We start from the raw sequence: 17,160 nt of genomic DNA, 5'->3' as shown, positions 1-17,160 counted from the left end.
GGGGAGGTTTGCATGAGTAGCCGGATGTACCGCGCGATTGGCCTGATGTCGGGAACGTCGATGGACGGCGTGGACGCCGCGCTGATCGAGACTGACGGCGAATATCTGATCCGCCCCCTCGGCTTTCACTCCGTTCCCTATGACGACGAGTTTCGTGCCGACTTACGCCGTGTCGTGGAGCGCGCGGCAGTTCTGGATCACCGCGCGCCGGATGACGGTATCGCTCGCGTGGCGCGCCGGCTGACGATGATTCATGCCGAGGCAGTGGGAGCACTGGGGTCCGGTGCGGACGTTATCGGCTTTCACGGCCACACCGTTGCCCATCGCCCTGCAAAGGGGTGGACCTGGCAGATCGGAGAAGGCGCTTTGCTTGCGCAATTGACGCGGATCGAGACGGTCGACGACTTTCGCTCTGCCGATGTGGCTGCGGGCGGGCAGGGTGCGCCGCTTCTGCCCGCCTATCACCGGGCGCTCACAGGCCGTCTGGATGGCGCTGTCGCCATTTTGAACCTAGGCGGCGTGGGCAATATCACCTTTTTGGGATCGGATGGTCAGCTACTGGCCTTCGACACCGGGCCGGGAAACGCGCTTATAGACGATTGGGTCGAGCAACAGGGGGCCGGGCGATTCGACAGGGACGGCGCATTTGCCGCGGCCGGGACCGTGCACGAAGATGTGCTTCATACCATGCTCGATCTAGACTGGTTCGACCGTCCGCCGCCAAAGTCGCTCGACCGGCAGGATTTCTCAATCGGGGCCGTGCGGGGCCTTTCGCTGGAGGACGGGGCCGCCACGCTGACGGCCTTCACCGCTGAAACCGTGCGTCTGTCACTTTCGCATCTGCCGTCCCTGCCGCAGCGGATTCTGGTAACTGGAGGTGGACGCCACAATGCGGAACTGATGCGGCGGATCGGCGGCGCGACCGGAACTGAAACCAGCCCGGTCGAAGCAGTTGGCTGGCGCGGAGACGCTATGGAAGCCGAAGGTTTTGCCTGGTTCGCAGTCCGGCACCTGCGCGGCCTGCCGACCAGCTTTCCCGAAATCAGCGGGCCGCGCGAGCCGGTTGTTGGCGGCCGCCTACACGCGGTCAGCTAGGTCGTGAACTCATAATGGCGGTGGTGGTCGATAGGCGCTGTTGGCGCTATCGTGTTCTCATGAGAGCGATTGTCCTTTTGATCCCGTTGGTGGCCATGGGCTGTGATCGCGTCCCGAACGCCTTTGAAGTTCAAGCTGCCGGAGCGGTGTCAGCAGAGCTTACCCTTTGCGGCCAATCTACCGAGCTTACGCAGACGAGGGAGAAGTTTGCTGGCTCAGTTCCGATTCGCTGCGAAGGGGACGGCGTCATCAAGGTCAGCTTTCCAAACAGGCAGGCCGTGAATTGCAAGGTTGGCTATGTGACGCCCGCAGCGGTGCAGAGGTTTAAGTTCAAAGTCGAGAACGGTCAGTGCGGATCGACCCACACATAGTCTTTTCGGGCAACCGGAAATGTGATTCAGGCTCTTGATGAGCCGATATGCCTGACCGACTTCGAGTGGCGCGTGATCGAGCCTCTCCTGCCCAACAAGCCGAGGGGCGTTCCGCGTGTCGATGACCGCCGTGTGTTGAACGGTATCTTCTGGGTGCTGCGCTCCGGGGCACCATGGCGCGACTTGCCCGAACGCTATGGCCACGCACCACCTGCTACAACCGCTTCGTCCGATGGCGAAAGGCGGGCGTCTGGGATCGGATGATGGATGCCATCACCGCTGCACATGATGGCGATATCCAGATGATCGACAGCACTTCCGTTCGCGCCCATCAGCAGGCCGCGACGGCAAAAAGGGGGATCGAGATCATTGTCTCGGTCGTTCCCGAGGCGGGCTTACGACCAAAATCCACGCGGTCGTCGATGCGCGAGGTCTCCCTATCCGACTGAGCCTGACCGCTGGGCAAAGCCATGACGGCCAAGCTGCTGATAACCTGCTCGAACATATTGGCGCCGGAACAATAGTGCTGGCCGATAAGGCATACGATGCCGACCGCATCCGGGTGTCTCTCCGTGAGAAGGGCGCGTTCGCCAATATCCCACCCAAGTCCAATCGGAGGTCAAAACCATACTTCAGCACTTGAATCTACCGCGAGCGGAACCTGATCGAACGCTTCTTCTCCAAGCTGAAGCACTTCCGGCGCATTGCCACCCGCTACAACAAGCTGGCCGAAAACTTCCTTGCCATGGTCCAACTCGCCTCAATGCGGCTGTGGCTGCGGGCTTACGAGTCTACGGCCTAGGTATCACGAACAGGCGCTGGCCGCTCAATAGGACAGGTCGCTCGACAGGCGCATGTCGACATAGGCATCGACGCGCTTCATCAGTTCGTCGCGTTCATTTTCGAAGAAGTGGTTCGCACCCTCGATCGTCTGATGTTCGATCGTGATGTGCTTCTGGGTTTTCAACTTGTCGACCAGCTTCTGGACACCGGCCGGCGTCACAATGTCATCGGCCAGCCCGTTGACGATTATGCCGGACGAGGGACAGGGCGCGAGAAAGCCGAAATCGTAAAGATTTGCCGGCGGCGCCACCGAAATGAACCCGCGAATCTCCGGACGGCGCATCAGCAGCTGCATGCCGATCAACGCGCCGAAGGAGAATCCGGCCACGAAGGTGAATGGCGCTTCGGGATTGAACTGTTGGACCCAGTCGAGGGCGCTAGCGGCGTCGGACAGTTCGCCGATGCCATTGTCGAATTCGCCCTGGCTGCGTCCGACACCACGAAAATTAAACCGCAGCGTAGCGAATCCACGGCGGGCGAAACTGTTGTACAAGTCGAGCGTGATGCCTTCGTTCATCGTGCCCCCCGACTGCGGATGGGGGTGAAGGATGATCGCAACCGGCATGCGCGGCGCCTTGCCGGGCGAGTAACGACCTTCCAGGCGGCCTTCGGGGCCGGGGATGATGACTTCGGGCATGATGGCCTGACTTCCATATGCTGGGTGCCGGCGCCGATGGAGTCGCGCCTGCGGGGCTGCGCGCCTATATAGGAAGACCATGCTGCTGCTCAACTCCATAGCCACATAGACGATGGCTGAACGCGTCTATCTCGACTGGAACGCGACCGCGCCGCTACGCCGCGAAGCCCGCGACGCGGTGATCGCCGAACTTGGGGCGTGGGCGAATCCCTCGTCCATTTACAGCGAGGGGCGGGGAGCCAAGGGGCGACTCGAGGGGTATCGCGACACCGTCCTCACGTCGCTGGGCGCTCTCGGTGCGCAGCTCGTCTTTACAAGTGGCGGCACGGAAGCCCTGGCCCTCGCCTTGCGGGGAACGGACTGCGAGCGCGTACTCGTCTCGGCGATCGAACATTCGGCCGTCCTGGAGGCTGCCCCCCACGCCGAGCGCCTGCCGGTGGAAGAAAGCGGGCGCCTCCAACTCGACGCCCTGAAGGCCGCTTTGGCCTCCGGCCCCGCCCTCGTGGCCGTCATGCACGCGAACAACGAAACGGGCGTCCTGCAGCCGGTCGAGGACGTTATCGAATTGGTACGAGCGGCGGGCGGGCGCACGTTGGTCGATGCCGTGCAGACGGCAGGAAAATATTCGCTACCGGCTGCCGACTATGTCGCCCTCAGCGCTCACAAAATTGGCGGCCCGCCCGGGGCCGGGGCGCTTCTTGTTCGCTGCGCCGAAGACCTGTTGGCGGTCCAAAAAGGAGGAGGGCAGGAACAGGGCCTGCGCGGCGGGACTGAAAATCTGCCCGCCATTGCCGGATTCGCGGCGGCTCTGGACGTTGCGGAGGGCGGTTGGCTCGCCGACGCCGCTCGGCGGCAGGCCCTTCTTGAAGAGCGCCTTGGTGCCGCCGGGGGTGAAATCATCGGCGCGGGAGCTGAGAGGATCGCGACGACGACCATGGTCCGCCTACCGGGCATGAGTGCCTCCTCGCAGCTGATGGGTCTCGATCTCGCCGGGTTCGCCGTTTCGAGCGGCGCTGCCTGTTCCTCCGGGAAGGTAGGTTCCTCGCATGTCCTGGCGGCGATGGGCCATTCGACGGAGGCGGCAGGCGAGGCGATCCGGATCAGCACCGGCTGGGCAACTACCGATCAGGAGGTCGACGCCTTTGCGGAAGCCTGGACAACGCTCGCGAGGCGGCGCCGCGCAGCATGAGGATCTATCTCGACTACCAGGCCACCACGCCGCTCGACCCGGCAGTCCGCGAGGCCATGGAACCCTATTGGTCCGACAGCTTCGGCAACCCGCATTCCGAGCATCGCCACGGCTGGCAGGCCGCCGCCGGGCTGGACAAAGCGCGGCAGGACATTGCTGCGCTGGTCGGTGCCGACGCCGAATGGACGGTTTTCACGTCTGGTGCGACCGAAGCGAACAATCTCGCGCTGAAAGGTGTGATGGAGGCCGCGCCGGCGGGCCGGAGGCGGTTGGTCACGCTGGCAACCGAGCATAGCTGCGTGCTCGAATCGGCCCGGGCTCTGGAGCTTCGGGGCTATGACCTTTCCGTTCTGCCGGTGCAGCGGAACGGAATTGTCGATCTCGGGCTTCTCGAGGAAACACTTGGCGACGATGTCGCGCTCGTTTCGATCATGGCGGTCAACAATGAGATCGGCGTGATCCAGCCCATGGCCGAAATCGGCGCTCTTGCGCGGAACTGCGGCGCTCTCGTTCACAGCGATGCCGCGCAAGCCTTTGGAAAGGTCGCGCTCGACGTACAGGCGATGAGCCTCGACCTCGTCAGCATATCGGCGCACAAGATTTACGGCCCCAAGGGTGTGGGCGGTCTGCTTGTCAGGCCCGGCACGCCCGTGGCCACGCAAATGCATGGCGGCGGCCAGGAGGGGGGCGGCCTGCGCTCAGGCACCCTGGCACCCGCGCTTATCGCGGGGCTCGGCAAGGCGGCGCAGATCGCCGCAGCGAGGATGGATGCGGACCGCGCCCATGCCGAGAATCTGTGGCAGCTTATGCTCGAGAACCTACCGGCCCCGCATCTGATCAACGGCGATCTGGAGCGGCGCTGGCACGGCAACCTCAACATTTCGTTTCCCGGCGTCGACGGTGCCCGTCTTCTTGCCGACCTGCGGCGGGTCTCGGTCTCCTCAGGTGCAGCTTGTGCCAGCGCGGCAGGACGCCATTCCCACGTGCTGAATGCCTTGGGGGTGCCCCGCGATCAGGCGAAGGCCAGCCTTCGGATCGGGTGGGGGCGCTTCACTACCGAAGAAGAGACTGAGAAGGCCGCTGAAATGATCAGCGAGGCGGTAGCTGCGCAGCGGCGGATGGCCGCATGACCGACATCCAGTTCCTCACGGCAGACGGCGACCCGGATACGGTTGTCACCGCGGCTTCCGGCGAAACGCTTCTGACGGTTGCGCAGAATGCCGGGCAGCCTCTCGAGGGAACCTGCGAGGGCCAGATGGCTTGTTCTACTTGTCATGTCCTGGTCCGTGCCGTCGAGGGAGCGGCGTTGCCCCCGCCGTCGGAGGAAGAAGAGGATCTCCTCGATTTCGCCTATGGCGCGACCCGGGAATCACGGCTTGCCTGTCAGCTCGTCTTGTCGGACGACATCGAGCGGCTGGTGATCCAGATGCCCGGAGGCAGTGTGGATATGTCGCGATAGCGGACAAAAATTGCGCTGTCGGGTAATAGACAGTATATCTGTCCTAAATGGAGGAGAGATACCCGCCCATGGCGAGCGCACCGACGATCCAACCGAATATCCGTCTCAGCGACAAATATGAGCTGGAGACGGGCCGGGTTTACATGAGCGGCCTGCAGGCGCTGGTCCGTCTTCCTATCGTCCAGAAGCGACGCGACGTGGCGGCGGGCTTGAACACCGCCGGTTTCATCTCGGGATACCGCGGATCACCCCTGGGCGGCTATGATCAGGAACTCTGGCGCGCAAAGAAGATGCTCGCCGAGCGAGACATCCGATTCGAGCCTGGCGTCAATGAGGAACTGGGCGCCACGGCGGTGTGGGGCAGCCAGATTGCCGCGATGAACCAGACTGCCAAATATGACGGCGTCTTCGGCATTTGGTACGGTAAGGGACCGGGCCTTGACCGGGCCATGGACGTCCTGAAACACGCCAATGCCGCTGGCACCAGCAAGCATGGCGGCGTCCTCGCGATCGTCGGCGATGATCACGGCGCCAAATCCTCCACGCTGCCGCATCAGTCCGATCATAATTTTCAGGCCGCCTTCGTTCCGTTTCTCTACCCTGCGAGCGTCGAGGAATATGTGGACTACGGCCTTCTCGGTCTTGCCATGAGCCGCTTCGCCGGCACCTGGACGGGTTTCAAGGCCACGGCCGACACGGTGGAAACGTCGGCGACCGTCGATCTGGGGCGCGAGAACCGTTCGATCATCATTCCAGACTTCGACATGCCAGAAGGCGGTCTGTCGATCCGGCCCAACGATGTCTGGCGTGAGGAGGATACACGTCTCCAGCGCTATAAGGGCTTTGCCGCGATGGCGTTTGCGAAGGCCAACGGGATCGACCGGGTGGTCTGGGATACCCCGCGTCCGCGTCTCGGCATCGTCACGACCGGCAAGGCGTTTGCCGATACGATGGAGGCGCTCGACGAGCTGGGCATCACCGAAGAGATGGCGCGCGACATTGGACTGCGTATCTACAAGGTGGGCATGCCCTGGCCGCTCGAGCCCGACGGCATCCGTGATTTCTGCGAAGGACTCGAGGAAATCCTCGTTATCGAGGAGAAGCGCGAGTTCATCGAATATCAAATTCGCTGGCAGCTCTATAACTGGAAGGAAAGCGTGCGGCCCCGCGTCGTCGGAAAGACCGAGGCGCACGACAATGACGAGTTCATCCTGAATCCAGACAATGAGCTGACCCCGGGAATGATCGCGCATGTGATCGCCCAGCGCCTGCGACCCTATCATGATACGGAAGAGCTGCGTCAGCGACTGGCCTTCTTCGCCGACCGGGCGGGAGAGATGGAACGCTACAAGGCACCCATCCAGCGCGCGCCATATTTCTGCTCGGGCTGCCCGCACAATAGCTCGACCAAAGTACCGGAAGGCTCGCGTGCGCTTGCCGGTATTGGCTGCCACATCATGGCGCTGTGGATGGACCGGGAAACGGAAACCTTTACGCAGATGGGCGGTGAAGGCGTCACCTGGGTGGGCGAAGCGCCCTTCGTCGAGGAAGGGCATGTCTTCGCCAATCTCGGCGACGGCACCTACAACCACTCCGGCACGCTTGCCATTCGCCAGGCCGTCGCAAGCGGCGTCAATATTACCTACAAGATCCTTTTTAACGACGCTGTCGCCATGACTGGCGGGCAGCCTGCGGAAAACCAGCAGACACCGCAGCAGATCGCCGCGCAGATGGTGGCCGAGGGCGTGACTAAGGCCGTCGTCCTTACCGAGGACCTCTCGCGCTATCAGGACGTAACCATGCCTCACGGCGTGGAACTGAAGGACCGCGATCACCTGCCGTCCATCCAGAACGAATTTCGCGAGCTGGGCGGAACCACGGTCATCATCTACGATCAGACATGTGCCGCCGAGAAGCGCCGCCGCCGGAAGCGCGGAAAAATGCACGATCCCGACAAGCGGGTTTTCATCAACACTGCGGTTTGCGAAGGCTGCGGCGATTGCTCCGTCCAGTCGAACTGTATGTCGGTCGAGCCGCAGGAGACCGAATTCGGCCGTAAGCGGAAGATCAACCAATCCACCTGCAACAAGGATTATAGCTGTCTGAAGGGGTTCTGCCCCAGCTTCGTCGAAGTCCGCGGCGCGACCATCAAGAAGCAGAAGGCTGTCGACGTTGACCTGACGGGTGTGCCCAATCCCGAGGTCGCCTCGCCTTCCGACGGCTATAACATCTTCGTGACAGGGATCGGCGGTACGGGCGTTCTCACCATCTCGGCGATCATTGGCATGGCCGCCCATATGGAAGGGCGCAGCTCCACTACTGCGGACATGGCCGGCCTCGCGCAGAAGGGCGGGGCGGTCTACTCGCACATTCGTGTCGCCGAGAAGGACGAGCACCTTCTCAGCCCGCGCATCATTACGGGCGGAGCCGACCTCGTCCTGGCCTTCGACGCGGTAGTTGCGGCCGACAAGGCCGGCCAGAATCTCATGACACCCGACCGTACGGCAGTGGTCGCCAACGCGGACATCTCTCCCGTCAGCGACTTCGTGCGCGACCGCGATCTCGATTTCCGGTCGCGCCAGGTCGAAAAGCGTATTCGCGACGCTGCAAATCCGAATGCGACGAGTTTCGTTGCCGCGGATACCGTCGCCATCGCGCTTCTGGGCGACGCGATCGGCACGAACATGCTCATGACGGGTTATGCCTGGCAGCTGGGCCATATCCCGTTGAAGCTTGAATCGATAAACGCGGCGATCGAGCTGAACGGCGTCGCGATCGAGTTCAACAAAAAGGCATTTGCTCTGGGCAGGCTGCTCGCGCACGACCGCGAGGCCGTGCAGAAGATGGTGGATGACGCCAAGGGACCGCCGCCCGAGCCGATCTCGGAAACCGTCGAGGAGCTTATCGAGCGGCGTATTGCGGACCTGACCGAGTATCAGAATGCCGCATATGCGGAACGGTACCGCACGAAGATCGAAGAGGTCCGTGCGGCCGAGGAGTCGGCAACGCCCGGGCGCTCCGAGCTGACTCAGGCGGCCGCTCGTGCGCTATACAAGCTGATGGCGTATAAGGACGAATATGAAGTCGCACGTCTGTATACCGATGGCCGCTTCGAAAAGCAGCTAAGCAAGCAGTTCGACGGCGATTTCGACTGGGCGATTCAGATGTCGCCGCCGCTCTTTGCGGGTGACGACGAGCGGACGGGCCGGCCGAAGAAATACTCTCTGCCATCCAAGCTGGTCATGCCGACGCTACGCGCGCTGGCGAAGATGAAGGGTCTGCGCGGTGGACCGCTCGACATCTTCGGGCGGTCGGACGAGCGAAAGGCCGAACGCGCGGCGATACCGGCATATGAGGCCGAGCTGGACCGGCTGATCGAGGGGCTTCGCGCCGACAATCATGAGCTTGCGGTGACGCTCGCCGCGCTGCCGCTGGATGCACGGGGCTTTGGCCCGGTCAAGGAGGCGCAGGCGAAGACCGTTGCTGCCCGCGCCGATGCACTGTGGCAAAAATGGCCCGGTGAGCGCGAGGCTGTCGCTGCCTAGCAATGCACATGCTTGAACCCGGACCCCAGCCGCGATAGGCGCCGCTTCGATATGCAGAACAAACTCGGAACGCTGTGGCTCATTGGAGCCGGAAACATGGGCGGAAGCCTGCTGGCCCGCTGGCGCGAAACCGATATTTGCGATCGCTACGTCGCGATCGACCCGGGCGATCCGCCGATTCCCGACGGCGTCGAGCATGTGGCGTCCATTGATGAAGTCGAGGGCGACCCGGATATCGTGGTCCTTGCCGTCAAGCCGCATCTGCTCGAGCCGGCGAGCAAAGGCCTTCTCGCCAGGTTGAAGGAGGACACGCTGGTCGTGTCCGTCATGGCCGGCCTACAGCTTTCGCGCATTCGCGAGACGGTCGGCGGCGGCAAGATCGTGCGTTCGATGCCGAATACGCCCACGGCCATCGGCAAGGGCGTTACCGGCCTGTTCGGGACCGACCTGACCGAACGCGATCGGGACCGGCTTACCCGCTTCTACGAGGTGACAGGTGTCGCGGCCTGGCTTGAGGAAGAGGCACAGTTCGACGCGTTGACGGCGGTTTCCGGATCGGGACCGGCATATATCTTCCGTATGGCGGAGGCCCTTGCTGCGGCCGGCGAGTCGGCCGGTCTTCCGGCGGACCTCGCATATCGCCTGGCCGAAGGAACTGTCAGCGGGGCAGGCGCACTGCTGGCCCATGACCCGCGCAAGGCCGATGAACTGAGACGTGCGGTGACCTCCCCTAACGGAACCACGCAGGCCGGTCTTGAAGCGCTGGACGAGGATCCGGGATTGCCCGCACTGGTGCGAAATGCCGTGCGCGCCGCTGCGGCTCGCTCACGTGAACTCGCCTCCGAGTAGCGGTACCCCGGGCCCGGTGTGGCTCGCATCGTCCTGATTACAGGTTGAGAGCGCGGCGCCGGTCCTCTTCGGGAAGAAGGGCGGCGAGCACATTCCAGAAGCCTGTAACCGCCTCCTGTCCGGCCTCCGAATAGGCATTCGTCATGCGTTCGCGGAGCCGCTCGAACAGATCCCGCTCGAACTCTTCGCCGGCTTCGGTCAGCCGCAGCAGGCGCTGGCGGCGGTCCTGCCGGCCCCGGTCGATGGCGATCAGGCCGCCAGCTTTCAGATCGTTCACCACCCGGCTGAGTGACTGTTTGGTGATCCGCAGCAGGCCGAGAAGGGCCCCGACACTCAGGCCGGGCCGTCTCGCTATGAAATACAGGGCGCGGTGGTGGGCCCGGCCGTAGGGGGTCTCCGACAACCGAGCGTCGGCCGAAGAGATCATTTCCATATAGCCGAAATAGATCAGTTCGATCCCGCGGCGGACCTCGTCTTCACGTAGAAATTGCGGCGATGCGGGCGGCAGAAGGACAGTCATCTTGTCCTTCCATTGCCAGCCGCTTTCCTTTTCGGCAAGGAAACGGCACTAGGCGTGCGCATGACGACACGTCCGTTTCATCCTTGGAGTCGAGTCCCCACATTATGAGTGCGGCAACGAAGAACCCGCTTCCCGAACCAACCTATGACGACCGCGACGGCTGGATCTGGTTCGACGGCGACCTGGTGCCATGGCGCGAGGCGTCCGTTCACATCCTCACCCATGCCATGCACTATGCATCGGCTGTGTTTGAGGGGCAGCGCAGCTACAACGGTCGGGTGTTCAAGCTGTCCGAACACAACGAGCGCTTGGTGAACAGCGCGAAGATCCTCGGCTTCGACATTCCCTGGACCCGCGAGGAAATCGACGACGCCTGCAACCTCGTCATGGAAAAGAACGGACTTACGAACTGCTATCAGCGCCCGATCGCGTGGCGCGGTAGTGAACAAATGGGTGTGGCCGCACAGGCAACGAAGCCGCACCTTGCGATCGCCGTCTGGGAATGGGGTGCCTATTTCGGCGAGGAGGCGATCAAGAAGGGTCTACGCCTCGATATATCGAAATGGCGCCGTCCTGCGCCCTATACCGCTCCCACCAATGCGAAGGCGAGCGGGCTGTACATGATCTGCACGATGGCGAAGCACGCCGCGGCCGACCGAGGCTATGGCGATGCCCTGATGCTCGACTGGCGCGGTCAGGTGGCCGAGGCTACCGGCGCTAACATCTTCTTCCTGCGAGACGGGAAGCTGCACACGCCGACTCCCGACTGTTTCCTCGACGGGATTACCCGGCGCACGGTGATGGATCTCGCCCGCCGCCGCGGGATCGAGATCGAACAGCGTGCGATTTGGCCCGAGGAACTGGAAAGCTTTGAACAGTGCTTTCTCACCGGCACGGCGGCAGAAGTGACGCCGGTCTCGGAAATCGGCCCCTGGTCCTTCGACGTGGGCGAGGTCGGCCTCGGTCTTCGCAAGGACTATCTCGACCTCGTCAACGGCCGGCTTTCGAACAGCTAACCTCACTTCATACATTTCGGACTGACAGGCGGAGCGGGTCATGCAACTGGGCGCGAATACGAAGGTGACGGTTATCGGTCTCGGCTATGTCGGCCTTCCCCTTGCCGTCGCCCTGGCGAAGTCTTTCGATACGATGGGTGTCGATATCAATCCGGGGCGCGTGCGGGAGCTTGCAGCCGGGCATGACAGTACTCGCGAGGTAGAGGACGATGCTCTCGCTGCCAGCAGCCTGACGGTGACTGCCGATATCGAGGAGGCGGCGGGCCGGGATATCTACATCGTCACCGTTCCCACGCCGGTGGACAAAGCGAACCAGCCGGACCTGGGGCCTGTTCGCGGCGCTACGCGTGCGGTCGGCGGGATCCTGAAAAAGGGCGGGCCAGCGCCGCTGATTATCTATGAAAGTACGGTTTTCCCCGGGGTCACCGAGGAAATTTGCGGTCCCCTTCTGGAGGATGTGTCCGGACTTAAACGCGGCGAGGACTTCTTTCTCGGTTACTCCCCCGAACGTATAAACCCCGGCGACAAGGTGCATACGGTCGACAAGATCACACGCGTGGTGGCTGGCGAGAATCCCGACATCACGGCGGCAATGAGCGAGCTTTACCGGACCGTGACCAGCGGGGGAACGTTCGAGGCGGCCTCGATCAAGGCGGCAGAGGCCGCGAAGGTCATCGAGAATGCCCAGCGCGACATCAACATCGCCTTCATGAACGAAATCGCGCAGATCTTTCGTAAGGATGGCATCAGCGTCTACGACGTGCTCGACGCGGCCAATACGAAGTGGAACTTCCTGAAGTTCTCGCCGGGCCTCGTGGGCGGCCACTGCATCGGCGTCGACCCGTATTACCTCAGCTACAAGGCGCAGCAGCTCGGGCACCTTCCGCGCGTGGTTCTCGCCGGGCGGTCGATCAACGACGGTATGGGCGCTTTCGTCGCCGACCAGGTACATGACCATCTGCGCCGCGCCAGCCGAATCCTCGTCCTCGGAATGACCTTCAAGGAGCATGTCCCCGACCTCAGAAATTCGAAGGTGGTGGACGTGATCTCACGGCTCGACTGGCTGGGCCATGACGTCACAGTGCACGATCCACTGGCGAATGCCGAAGAAGCCGAAGAAGAATACGGCCTGACGCTCGATCCGGACGCCATGGCCGCCGACCGCGAATATGATGCCTTGGTGCTTGCCGTTCCGCATCAGGCCTATCTGGATCTCGATGAAAAGACGGTGACCGGCCTTCTCAAGCCCGGCGGGCTGATTGCCGATGTGAAGGGGGTCTGGCGGGATCGCAGCTTCGGTGACTGCGCGCGCTGGCAGCTCTAACCGCTTGCTCCGGCCGTGCCTAAACCCGGCCGGTCAGCCGGTAATAGCCAAGGCCGACCCACTCGTGCAGCGCCAGGTCGGTCAGCTGTAAATTTCCGATAAGGTCGAAGCTGAACCCGGGCTCTTTTCCAACCTGGAAGTCGACCGGAAAGGGCGTCGCGTCGACTCCCGCGGCCCGCGCACACGCCATCGCGCGCCGCATGTGAAAGGCTGACGTAACGAGCAGAACGCCGCCTTCGGCATCATGCACTGCAAAGCCGGCCAGGTTCTCGCAGGTGTCGGCAGTGTCCTCGACCGTCGCGATCCGGTCGTTCGCGATACCGGATACGCTCCAGAAACGGGCGACGGCGGCGACTTCGTTGATGTGGCCGTCATAGCGCCCATAGCCTGCAATCCATAGCTTTGACCTTGGAAACCGCCGGGCGAGTTCCATCCCTCTCAGGATACGGTCGCCGTGAGTGGTTATCTCGAGAGACCCGGCCCGTTCGGTTTGCGGAATGGCTTCTCCGCCCCCCAGAACGAGAATGTGCGCAGCGTCGCCTGCTTCTATTTCGGGAACCGGATAGTCGTCTTCCAGTGTGCCGATCAGCCAGACGGGAAACGGTGACAGACCGAAAAGCACGAGAAAGGCGGCGCCGGCAGCAAGCAAGCGGCGGCCGGTCTGCACGAAGCCGAAAGTAAAGGAAATCAGAGCCAGAACCGGGAACCAGAGCGGCCAGGTCTGCGGACCGAACAGGTTCCACAGCAGATAATTCATGCCAGGCCGTGATAGCTCTTATACCAGGAGACGAAATTCGGAATGCCCACGTCGATAGGCGTGGTGGGCTTGTATCCGAGATCACCATGAATCGCGTCGATGTCGGCATAGGTGGCGCGGACATCGCCGGGCTGCATCGGCAGCAGGTTGCGCTCTGCTGGTTTCCCGACAGCCTCTTCCAGCAGCTCGATCATGCGCGACAGGTCTTCGGACTGGTTGTTGCCGATATTGTACAGACGGTGGGGAGCGCGTGAGCCACCGGCCTTTTCCTTGCCGTCGTCGGGGGCCGGTGTATCGAGGCAGGCGGCCACCCCCGCGACGATATCGTCGATATAGGTGAAGTCGCGCTTCATATTGCCTTCTCCGAAGACGTCGATCGGGCGGCCTGCGAGGATCGCCTCGGTGAACAGCCACATCGCCATGTCGGGTCGTCCCCACGGGCCGTAGACCGTGAAGAAACGCAGACCCGTCTGCGGCAGGCGATAGAGATGGGCATAGGTTTCGCTCATCAACTCGTCGGCCTTCTTGGTTGCCGCGTAGAGCGAAATCGGATGATCGACCCGGTCGTCGACGGAAAAGGGCAGCTTCGTGTTGCCACCATAGACCGATGAAGACGAGGCGTAGACCAGATTGTCGACACGGCCAGAATGGCGCGCATATTCTAGGATATTGAGGTGACCCATCACGTTGGCTTCGACATAGACATGGGGGTGAGTGAGCGAATAGCGCACGCCTGCTTGGGCCCCCAGATGGGCGATGCGGTCGATCTCTAGGCCTTGAAGCGCTTCTGTCAGCTCGGCGCTACGCGAGAAGTCGGCGTGGACGAAGGTGTACCGGTCGCCGAACTCTTCGGTCAGCGTTTGGATGCGATCCTTCTTCAGGTCCACCGAGTAATAGGGATTAAGATTGTCGAGCCCGACGACCCGGTCACCGCGGGCCAGCAGGTACCGCGACAGATGAAAGCCGATGAAGCCGGCTCCGCCGGTAACCAGATAAAGCATGAAGACCCCTGCATGATAGGCGGTGCGCGTGGGATAGCATGGCTGCCCCCTGCTGCAAGGGCGCGCTGATAGTCTTGCGCTTCGGGTTAGCGGACCGCTTGGAAAATTCGCCCGCAGCGTTTACATGCCGCCTCGCCGGGGTCGCCCGGGACAGCGGCGGATGGGGCGTAGCCAAGTGGTAAGGCAGCGGTTTTTGGTACCGCCATGCGCAGGTTCGAATCCTGCCGCCCCAACCAGCACGGGAGTTTTGGGTTTTCCGACAACTCCCCCGCTTTGCCGGCCCCTTCCGGAAGCAGGTGCATTCCTGAAACCCGGGTCCGCTGCCGGTCATACTCCCTAGTCGATGCGAACCGTTTTGCGGCGCGATGTGGCACCCGCGACGAGGGTTAGCCGGCTCTTAGCGAAACCGAGCGCATCGGCCAGCAGCGCAAGCAATGCTTCGTTCGCCTTGCCCTTATCAGCCGGCGCCGTGACCCGAACTTCGACCGGCGTTTTCGTCCAGTCGACCTTCGCATGGGCCGCCTTCGGCACGGCCTTCACATGCAGGAGAGGACCAGGGTCCGCAGGAGCCGTGCCCAAAATCTTGTACCGCGCCATCGGGCGTCATTAACCTCATCCGTGCACCGCGTCTTTACCGGTCGCCTGCAAGCCTCGAGCTTCGGGCGTTGGACAGGAAGGGCCGGATCAGAGTCATGACCTCTCAGCCCGGCGCTCAACTCTATTCACGCCTGTTTCCGGTCCTCATACTCACGACCGTGTGGGTGGGGGTCGCGACGTTCGCCGTTCAAGAGGCGTCCGCCTCTCTCAACTGCTTCATCGGCGTCTTCTTCGGGATTCGCCTCGATTGGCATATGGCCTCGCGCCGCGCCTGCGAGCGGCGAATCGCGGCGCTGGGCTGGCGGCAGCTTCGCGGTCCCCATCCCAGTGGCTAGCCCTCCCCTTAGGCTCAGCGGGTAGCGCGCTGGGAACCGCCCGGCTAAGGAACCGGGCGTGGGGGAGTTGTCCGAACCTTTGGAGACGGCGGAGACCGTCCGGCCGTCTTTCCGTCCTTTCTGGATTGGCGTCGGTCTCGCGGTCGCCTTGGCGCTCCAGGCGCTGCCCATGCCGGAAGGGATGCCGCTGGCCGGCTGGCGCGTCGCGTCGCTGTTTCTTCTTATGATGATCTGGTGGGTATCGGAGGCAGTGCCCATTCCGGTCACGTCCCTCTTGCCGATCATTCTCCTGCCCATGGCCGGCATAGCTGACATTCGCACGGCCGCGGCGCCCTATGCCAGTCCGATCGTGGTCCTGCTGTTCGGTGGCTTCGTCATCGCCAAGTCGGTTGAACGCTGGAACCTTCACACTCGCATCGCCCTCGCGGTCGTGCATCGCTTCGGGGCCAATCCATCTGCGATGGTGGCGGGTTTCATGGCCGCGGCCGCGATCCTGAGCATGTGGATCTCGAACACCGCGACGGCGATCATGCTGATGCCGATCGCCTTGTCTGTCGCCGCCAGCCTGGGCGGGGAAGGGTGGCGGAGCCAGCCACTATCGGCGGCCCTCCTTCTGGGGATTGCCTATGCCTGTTCTATCGGCGGCGTCGGCACCCCCATCGGCACGCCTACCAACCTGATCGTCATAGGGTACGCCGAGGCGGAATTCGGGCGATCTGTCGGTTTCGCCGACTGGATGCTCTACGGCGTTCCGATGGTGGCCATTCTGGTCCCGGCGGCGTGGCTGCTGCTGACCCGGCGCGTGCGGGCCGCCGTGCCGGAACACCGCGCCGAAGCCGCGGGCCTCATCGAACAGGCGCGCGCTCGGCTTGGGCCGTTGTCGGTACCCGAACGCCGGGTTTCCCTGGCCTTCGCCGTTATCGCCGTCCTGTGGGTGTTTCGCCGCCCGCTTGAAGAAGTCGCAATTGCGGACATCCGCCCTTTCGCTTTTCTTACCGATCATATCATCGCTGTGATCGGTGCGGTGCTTCTGTTCCTGATACCGGCGGGAACGGGGCGCCGCGAGGCGCTGCTGGATTGGGAAACGGCGGAACGCATTCCATGGGGCGTTCTCCTGCTATTCGGCGGCGGGCTCAGCCTTGCCGTGGGGATGACGGAAAGCGGACTCGGCATGTGGATGGGCGAGCAGTTGCAGGCGCTAACTGCGCTACCGCTCCTTCTGCTCATCGGTGCGCTGGTTCTGTTCGTCATCTTCTTTACTGAAATAGCCAGCAACGTGGCTACTGCCTCGGCCCTGATGCCCATCGTGGGCGCGGTCGCGGTCGGAAGCGGTCTGGATCCGATGTTGATGGCCATGCCTGTCGCCGTAGCTGCCAGCTGCGCCTTCATGCTGCCGATGGCCACGGGTCCGAACGCGATCGCCTATGCGTCCGGGGCAATCAGCATGGGAAGGATGGCGCGGGTCGGCTTTGCCGTGAATCTGGCCGCCATCGCCGGGATCAGCCTGTTCAGCGCCTGGACACTTCCTCTTTTGCTATAACGCGGCTGCAGCAAAAAAACTTGCGAACGTCTCGCGTTGGCGAAACCAGCGCGAACCGTTCGTCGTTGATGTCCGAATAAGA

General features: G+C 62.8%; 15 protein-coding genes, 1 tRNA gene and 1 pseudogene. 12 read left to right on the top strand and 5 right to left on the bottom strand.

From position 1 onward, the window contains the following. The first annotated feature begins 12 nt into the window (after positions 1–12). Both KCN53_RS08685 and KCN53_RS08680 read left to right on the top strand, forming a co-directional pair. Complete coding sequence (locus KCN53_RS08685) at positions 13–1,095, top strand: anhydro-N-acetylmuramic acid kinase (RefSeq protein ID WP_088712727.1); 1,083 nt, start codon at positions 13–15, stop codon at positions 1,093–1,095. 408 nt (positions 1,096–1,503) lie between these two features. After that, positions 1,504–2,268 (top strand): annotated as a pseudogene (locus KCN53_RS08680) (IS5 family transposase). A gap of 24 nt (positions 2,269–2,292) precedes the next feature. On the opposite strand, the gene KCN53_RS08675 reads toward KCN53_RS08680, so the two are convergent. Next, positions 2,293–2,946, bottom strand: a complete 654-nt coding sequence (locus tag KCN53_RS08675) for an alpha/beta hydrolase (RefSeq protein ID WP_088712729.1) — start codon at positions 2,944–2,946, stop codon at positions 2,293–2,295. 112 nt (positions 2,947–3,058) lie between these two features. Here KCN53_RS08675 and KCN53_RS08670 point away from each other — a divergent pair, with 112 nt between their 5' ends. The 5 genes from KCN53_RS08670 to proC all read left to right on the top strand — a co-directional run bounded on the left by KCN53_RS08670 (position 3,059) and on the right by proC (position 9,988). Then, positions 3,059–4,135: a cysteine desulfurase family protein gene (locus tag KCN53_RS08670; RefSeq protein WP_088712730.1), complete on the top strand. Its 1,077-nt coding sequence runs from the start codon at positions 3,059–3,061 to the stop codon at positions 4,133–4,135. Then, positions 4,132–5,265: a cysteine desulfurase family protein gene (locus KCN53_RS08665; protein WP_088712731.1), complete on the top strand. Its 1,134-nt coding sequence runs from the start codon at positions 4,132–4,134 to the stop codon at positions 5,263–5,265. The genes KCN53_RS08670 and KCN53_RS08665 overlap by 4 nt, the downstream gene beginning before the upstream one ends. Continuing rightward, complete coding sequence (locus KCN53_RS08660) at positions 5,262–5,594, top strand: 2Fe-2S iron-sulfur cluster-binding protein (protein WP_088712732.1); 333 nt, start codon at positions 5,262–5,264, stop codon at positions 5,592–5,594. Before KCN53_RS08665 ends, KCN53_RS08660 begins: the two co-directional genes overlap by 4 nt. A gap of 68 nt (positions 5,595–5,662) precedes the next feature. Continuing rightward, on the top strand, positions 5,663–9,139 hold the full coding sequence (locus KCN53_RS08655; RefSeq protein WP_088712733.1) for an indolepyruvate ferredoxin oxidoreductase family protein: 3,477 nt from the start codon (positions 5,663–5,665) through the stop codon (positions 9,137–9,139). A 51-nt stretch (positions 9,140–9,190) separates the two neighbouring features. Continuing rightward, entirely contained in the window at positions 9,191–9,988 is a 798-nt protein-coding gene (gene proC / locus KCN53_RS08650; protein WP_088712734.1) for a pyrroline-5-carboxylate reductase, read from the top strand. A gap of 37 nt (positions 9,989–10,025) precedes the next feature. Here proC and KCN53_RS08645 read toward each other — a convergent pair whose 3' ends face one another. Further along, positions 10,026–10,508: a MarR family transcriptional regulator gene (locus tag KCN53_RS08645; protein WP_088712735.1), complete on the bottom strand. Its 483-nt coding sequence runs from the start codon at positions 10,506–10,508 to the stop codon at positions 10,026–10,028. 104 nt (positions 10,509–10,612) lie between these two features. Between KCN53_RS08645 and KCN53_RS08640 the strand changes: the two genes are divergently transcribed. Together KCN53_RS08640 and KCN53_RS08635 are read left to right on the top strand one after the other, a co-directional pair. Beyond that, a complete protein-coding gene (locus KCN53_RS08640) occupies positions 10,613–11,524 on the top strand; it encodes a branched-chain amino acid aminotransferase (protein ID WP_088712736.1) in 912 nt (303 codons plus the stop codon). Between the two features lie 40 nt (positions 11,525–11,564). After that, entirely contained in the window at positions 11,565–12,848 is a 1,284-nt protein-coding gene (locus tag KCN53_RS08635; RefSeq protein WP_088712737.1) for a nucleotide sugar dehydrogenase, read from the top strand. A gap of 19 nt (positions 12,849–12,867) precedes the next feature. Here the strand turns inward: KCN53_RS08635 and KCN53_RS08630 are convergent, their stop codons facing one another. Next, positions 12,868–13,605, bottom strand: a complete 738-nt coding sequence (locus KCN53_RS08630; RefSeq protein ID WP_088712738.1) for a YdcF family protein — start codon at positions 13,603–13,605, stop codon at positions 12,868–12,870. Then, entirely contained in the window at positions 13,602–14,606 is a 1,005-nt protein-coding gene (locus KCN53_RS08625) for an NAD-dependent epimerase/dehydratase family protein (protein ID WP_088712739.1), read from the bottom strand. The genes KCN53_RS08630 and KCN53_RS08625 overlap by 4 nt, the downstream gene beginning before the upstream one ends. Before the next feature lie 161 nt (positions 14,607–14,767). On the opposite strand from KCN53_RS08625, the gene KCN53_RS08620 reads away from it, so the two are divergent. Then, a tRNA-Gln gene (locus tag KCN53_RS08620) sits at positions 14,768–14,842 on the top strand. Between the two features lie 100 nt (positions 14,843–14,942). Here the strand turns inward: KCN53_RS08620 and KCN53_RS08615 are convergent. Next, entirely contained in the window at positions 14,943–15,203 is a 261-nt protein-coding gene (locus KCN53_RS08615) for a DUF167 domain-containing protein (RefSeq protein ID WP_088712740.1), read from the bottom strand. A gap of 95 nt (positions 15,204–15,298) precedes the next feature. On the opposite strand from KCN53_RS08615, the gene KCN53_RS08610 reads away from it, so the two are divergent. Both KCN53_RS08610 and KCN53_RS08605 read left to right on the top strand, forming a co-directional pair. Continuing rightward, the gene (locus KCN53_RS08610) at positions 15,299–15,538 is read left to right on the top strand and encodes a hypothetical protein (RefSeq protein ID WP_088712741.1); all 240 of its coding nucleotides are present in this window, start codon (positions 15,299–15,301) and stop codon (positions 15,536–15,538) included. Positions 15,539–15,596: 58 nt separating this feature from the next. Beyond that, positions 15,597–17,078: an SLC13 family permease gene (locus KCN53_RS08605; RefSeq protein WP_207790609.1), complete on the top strand. Its 1,482-nt coding sequence runs from the start codon at positions 15,597–15,599 to the stop codon at positions 17,076–17,078. Positions 17,079–17,160 lie beyond the last annotated feature (82 nt).

It is taken from the genome of Pacificimonas aurantium (assembly GCF_020092905.1).
In the GTDB taxonomy this organism is placed as follows: Bacteria; Pseudomonadota; Alphaproteobacteria; order Sphingomonadales; family Sphingomonadaceae; genus Pacificimonas; species Pacificimonas aurantium.
The sequence above is the reverse complement of the archived record's forward strand: the minus strand, read 5'-3'. Positions and strand labels throughout refer to the sequence as shown.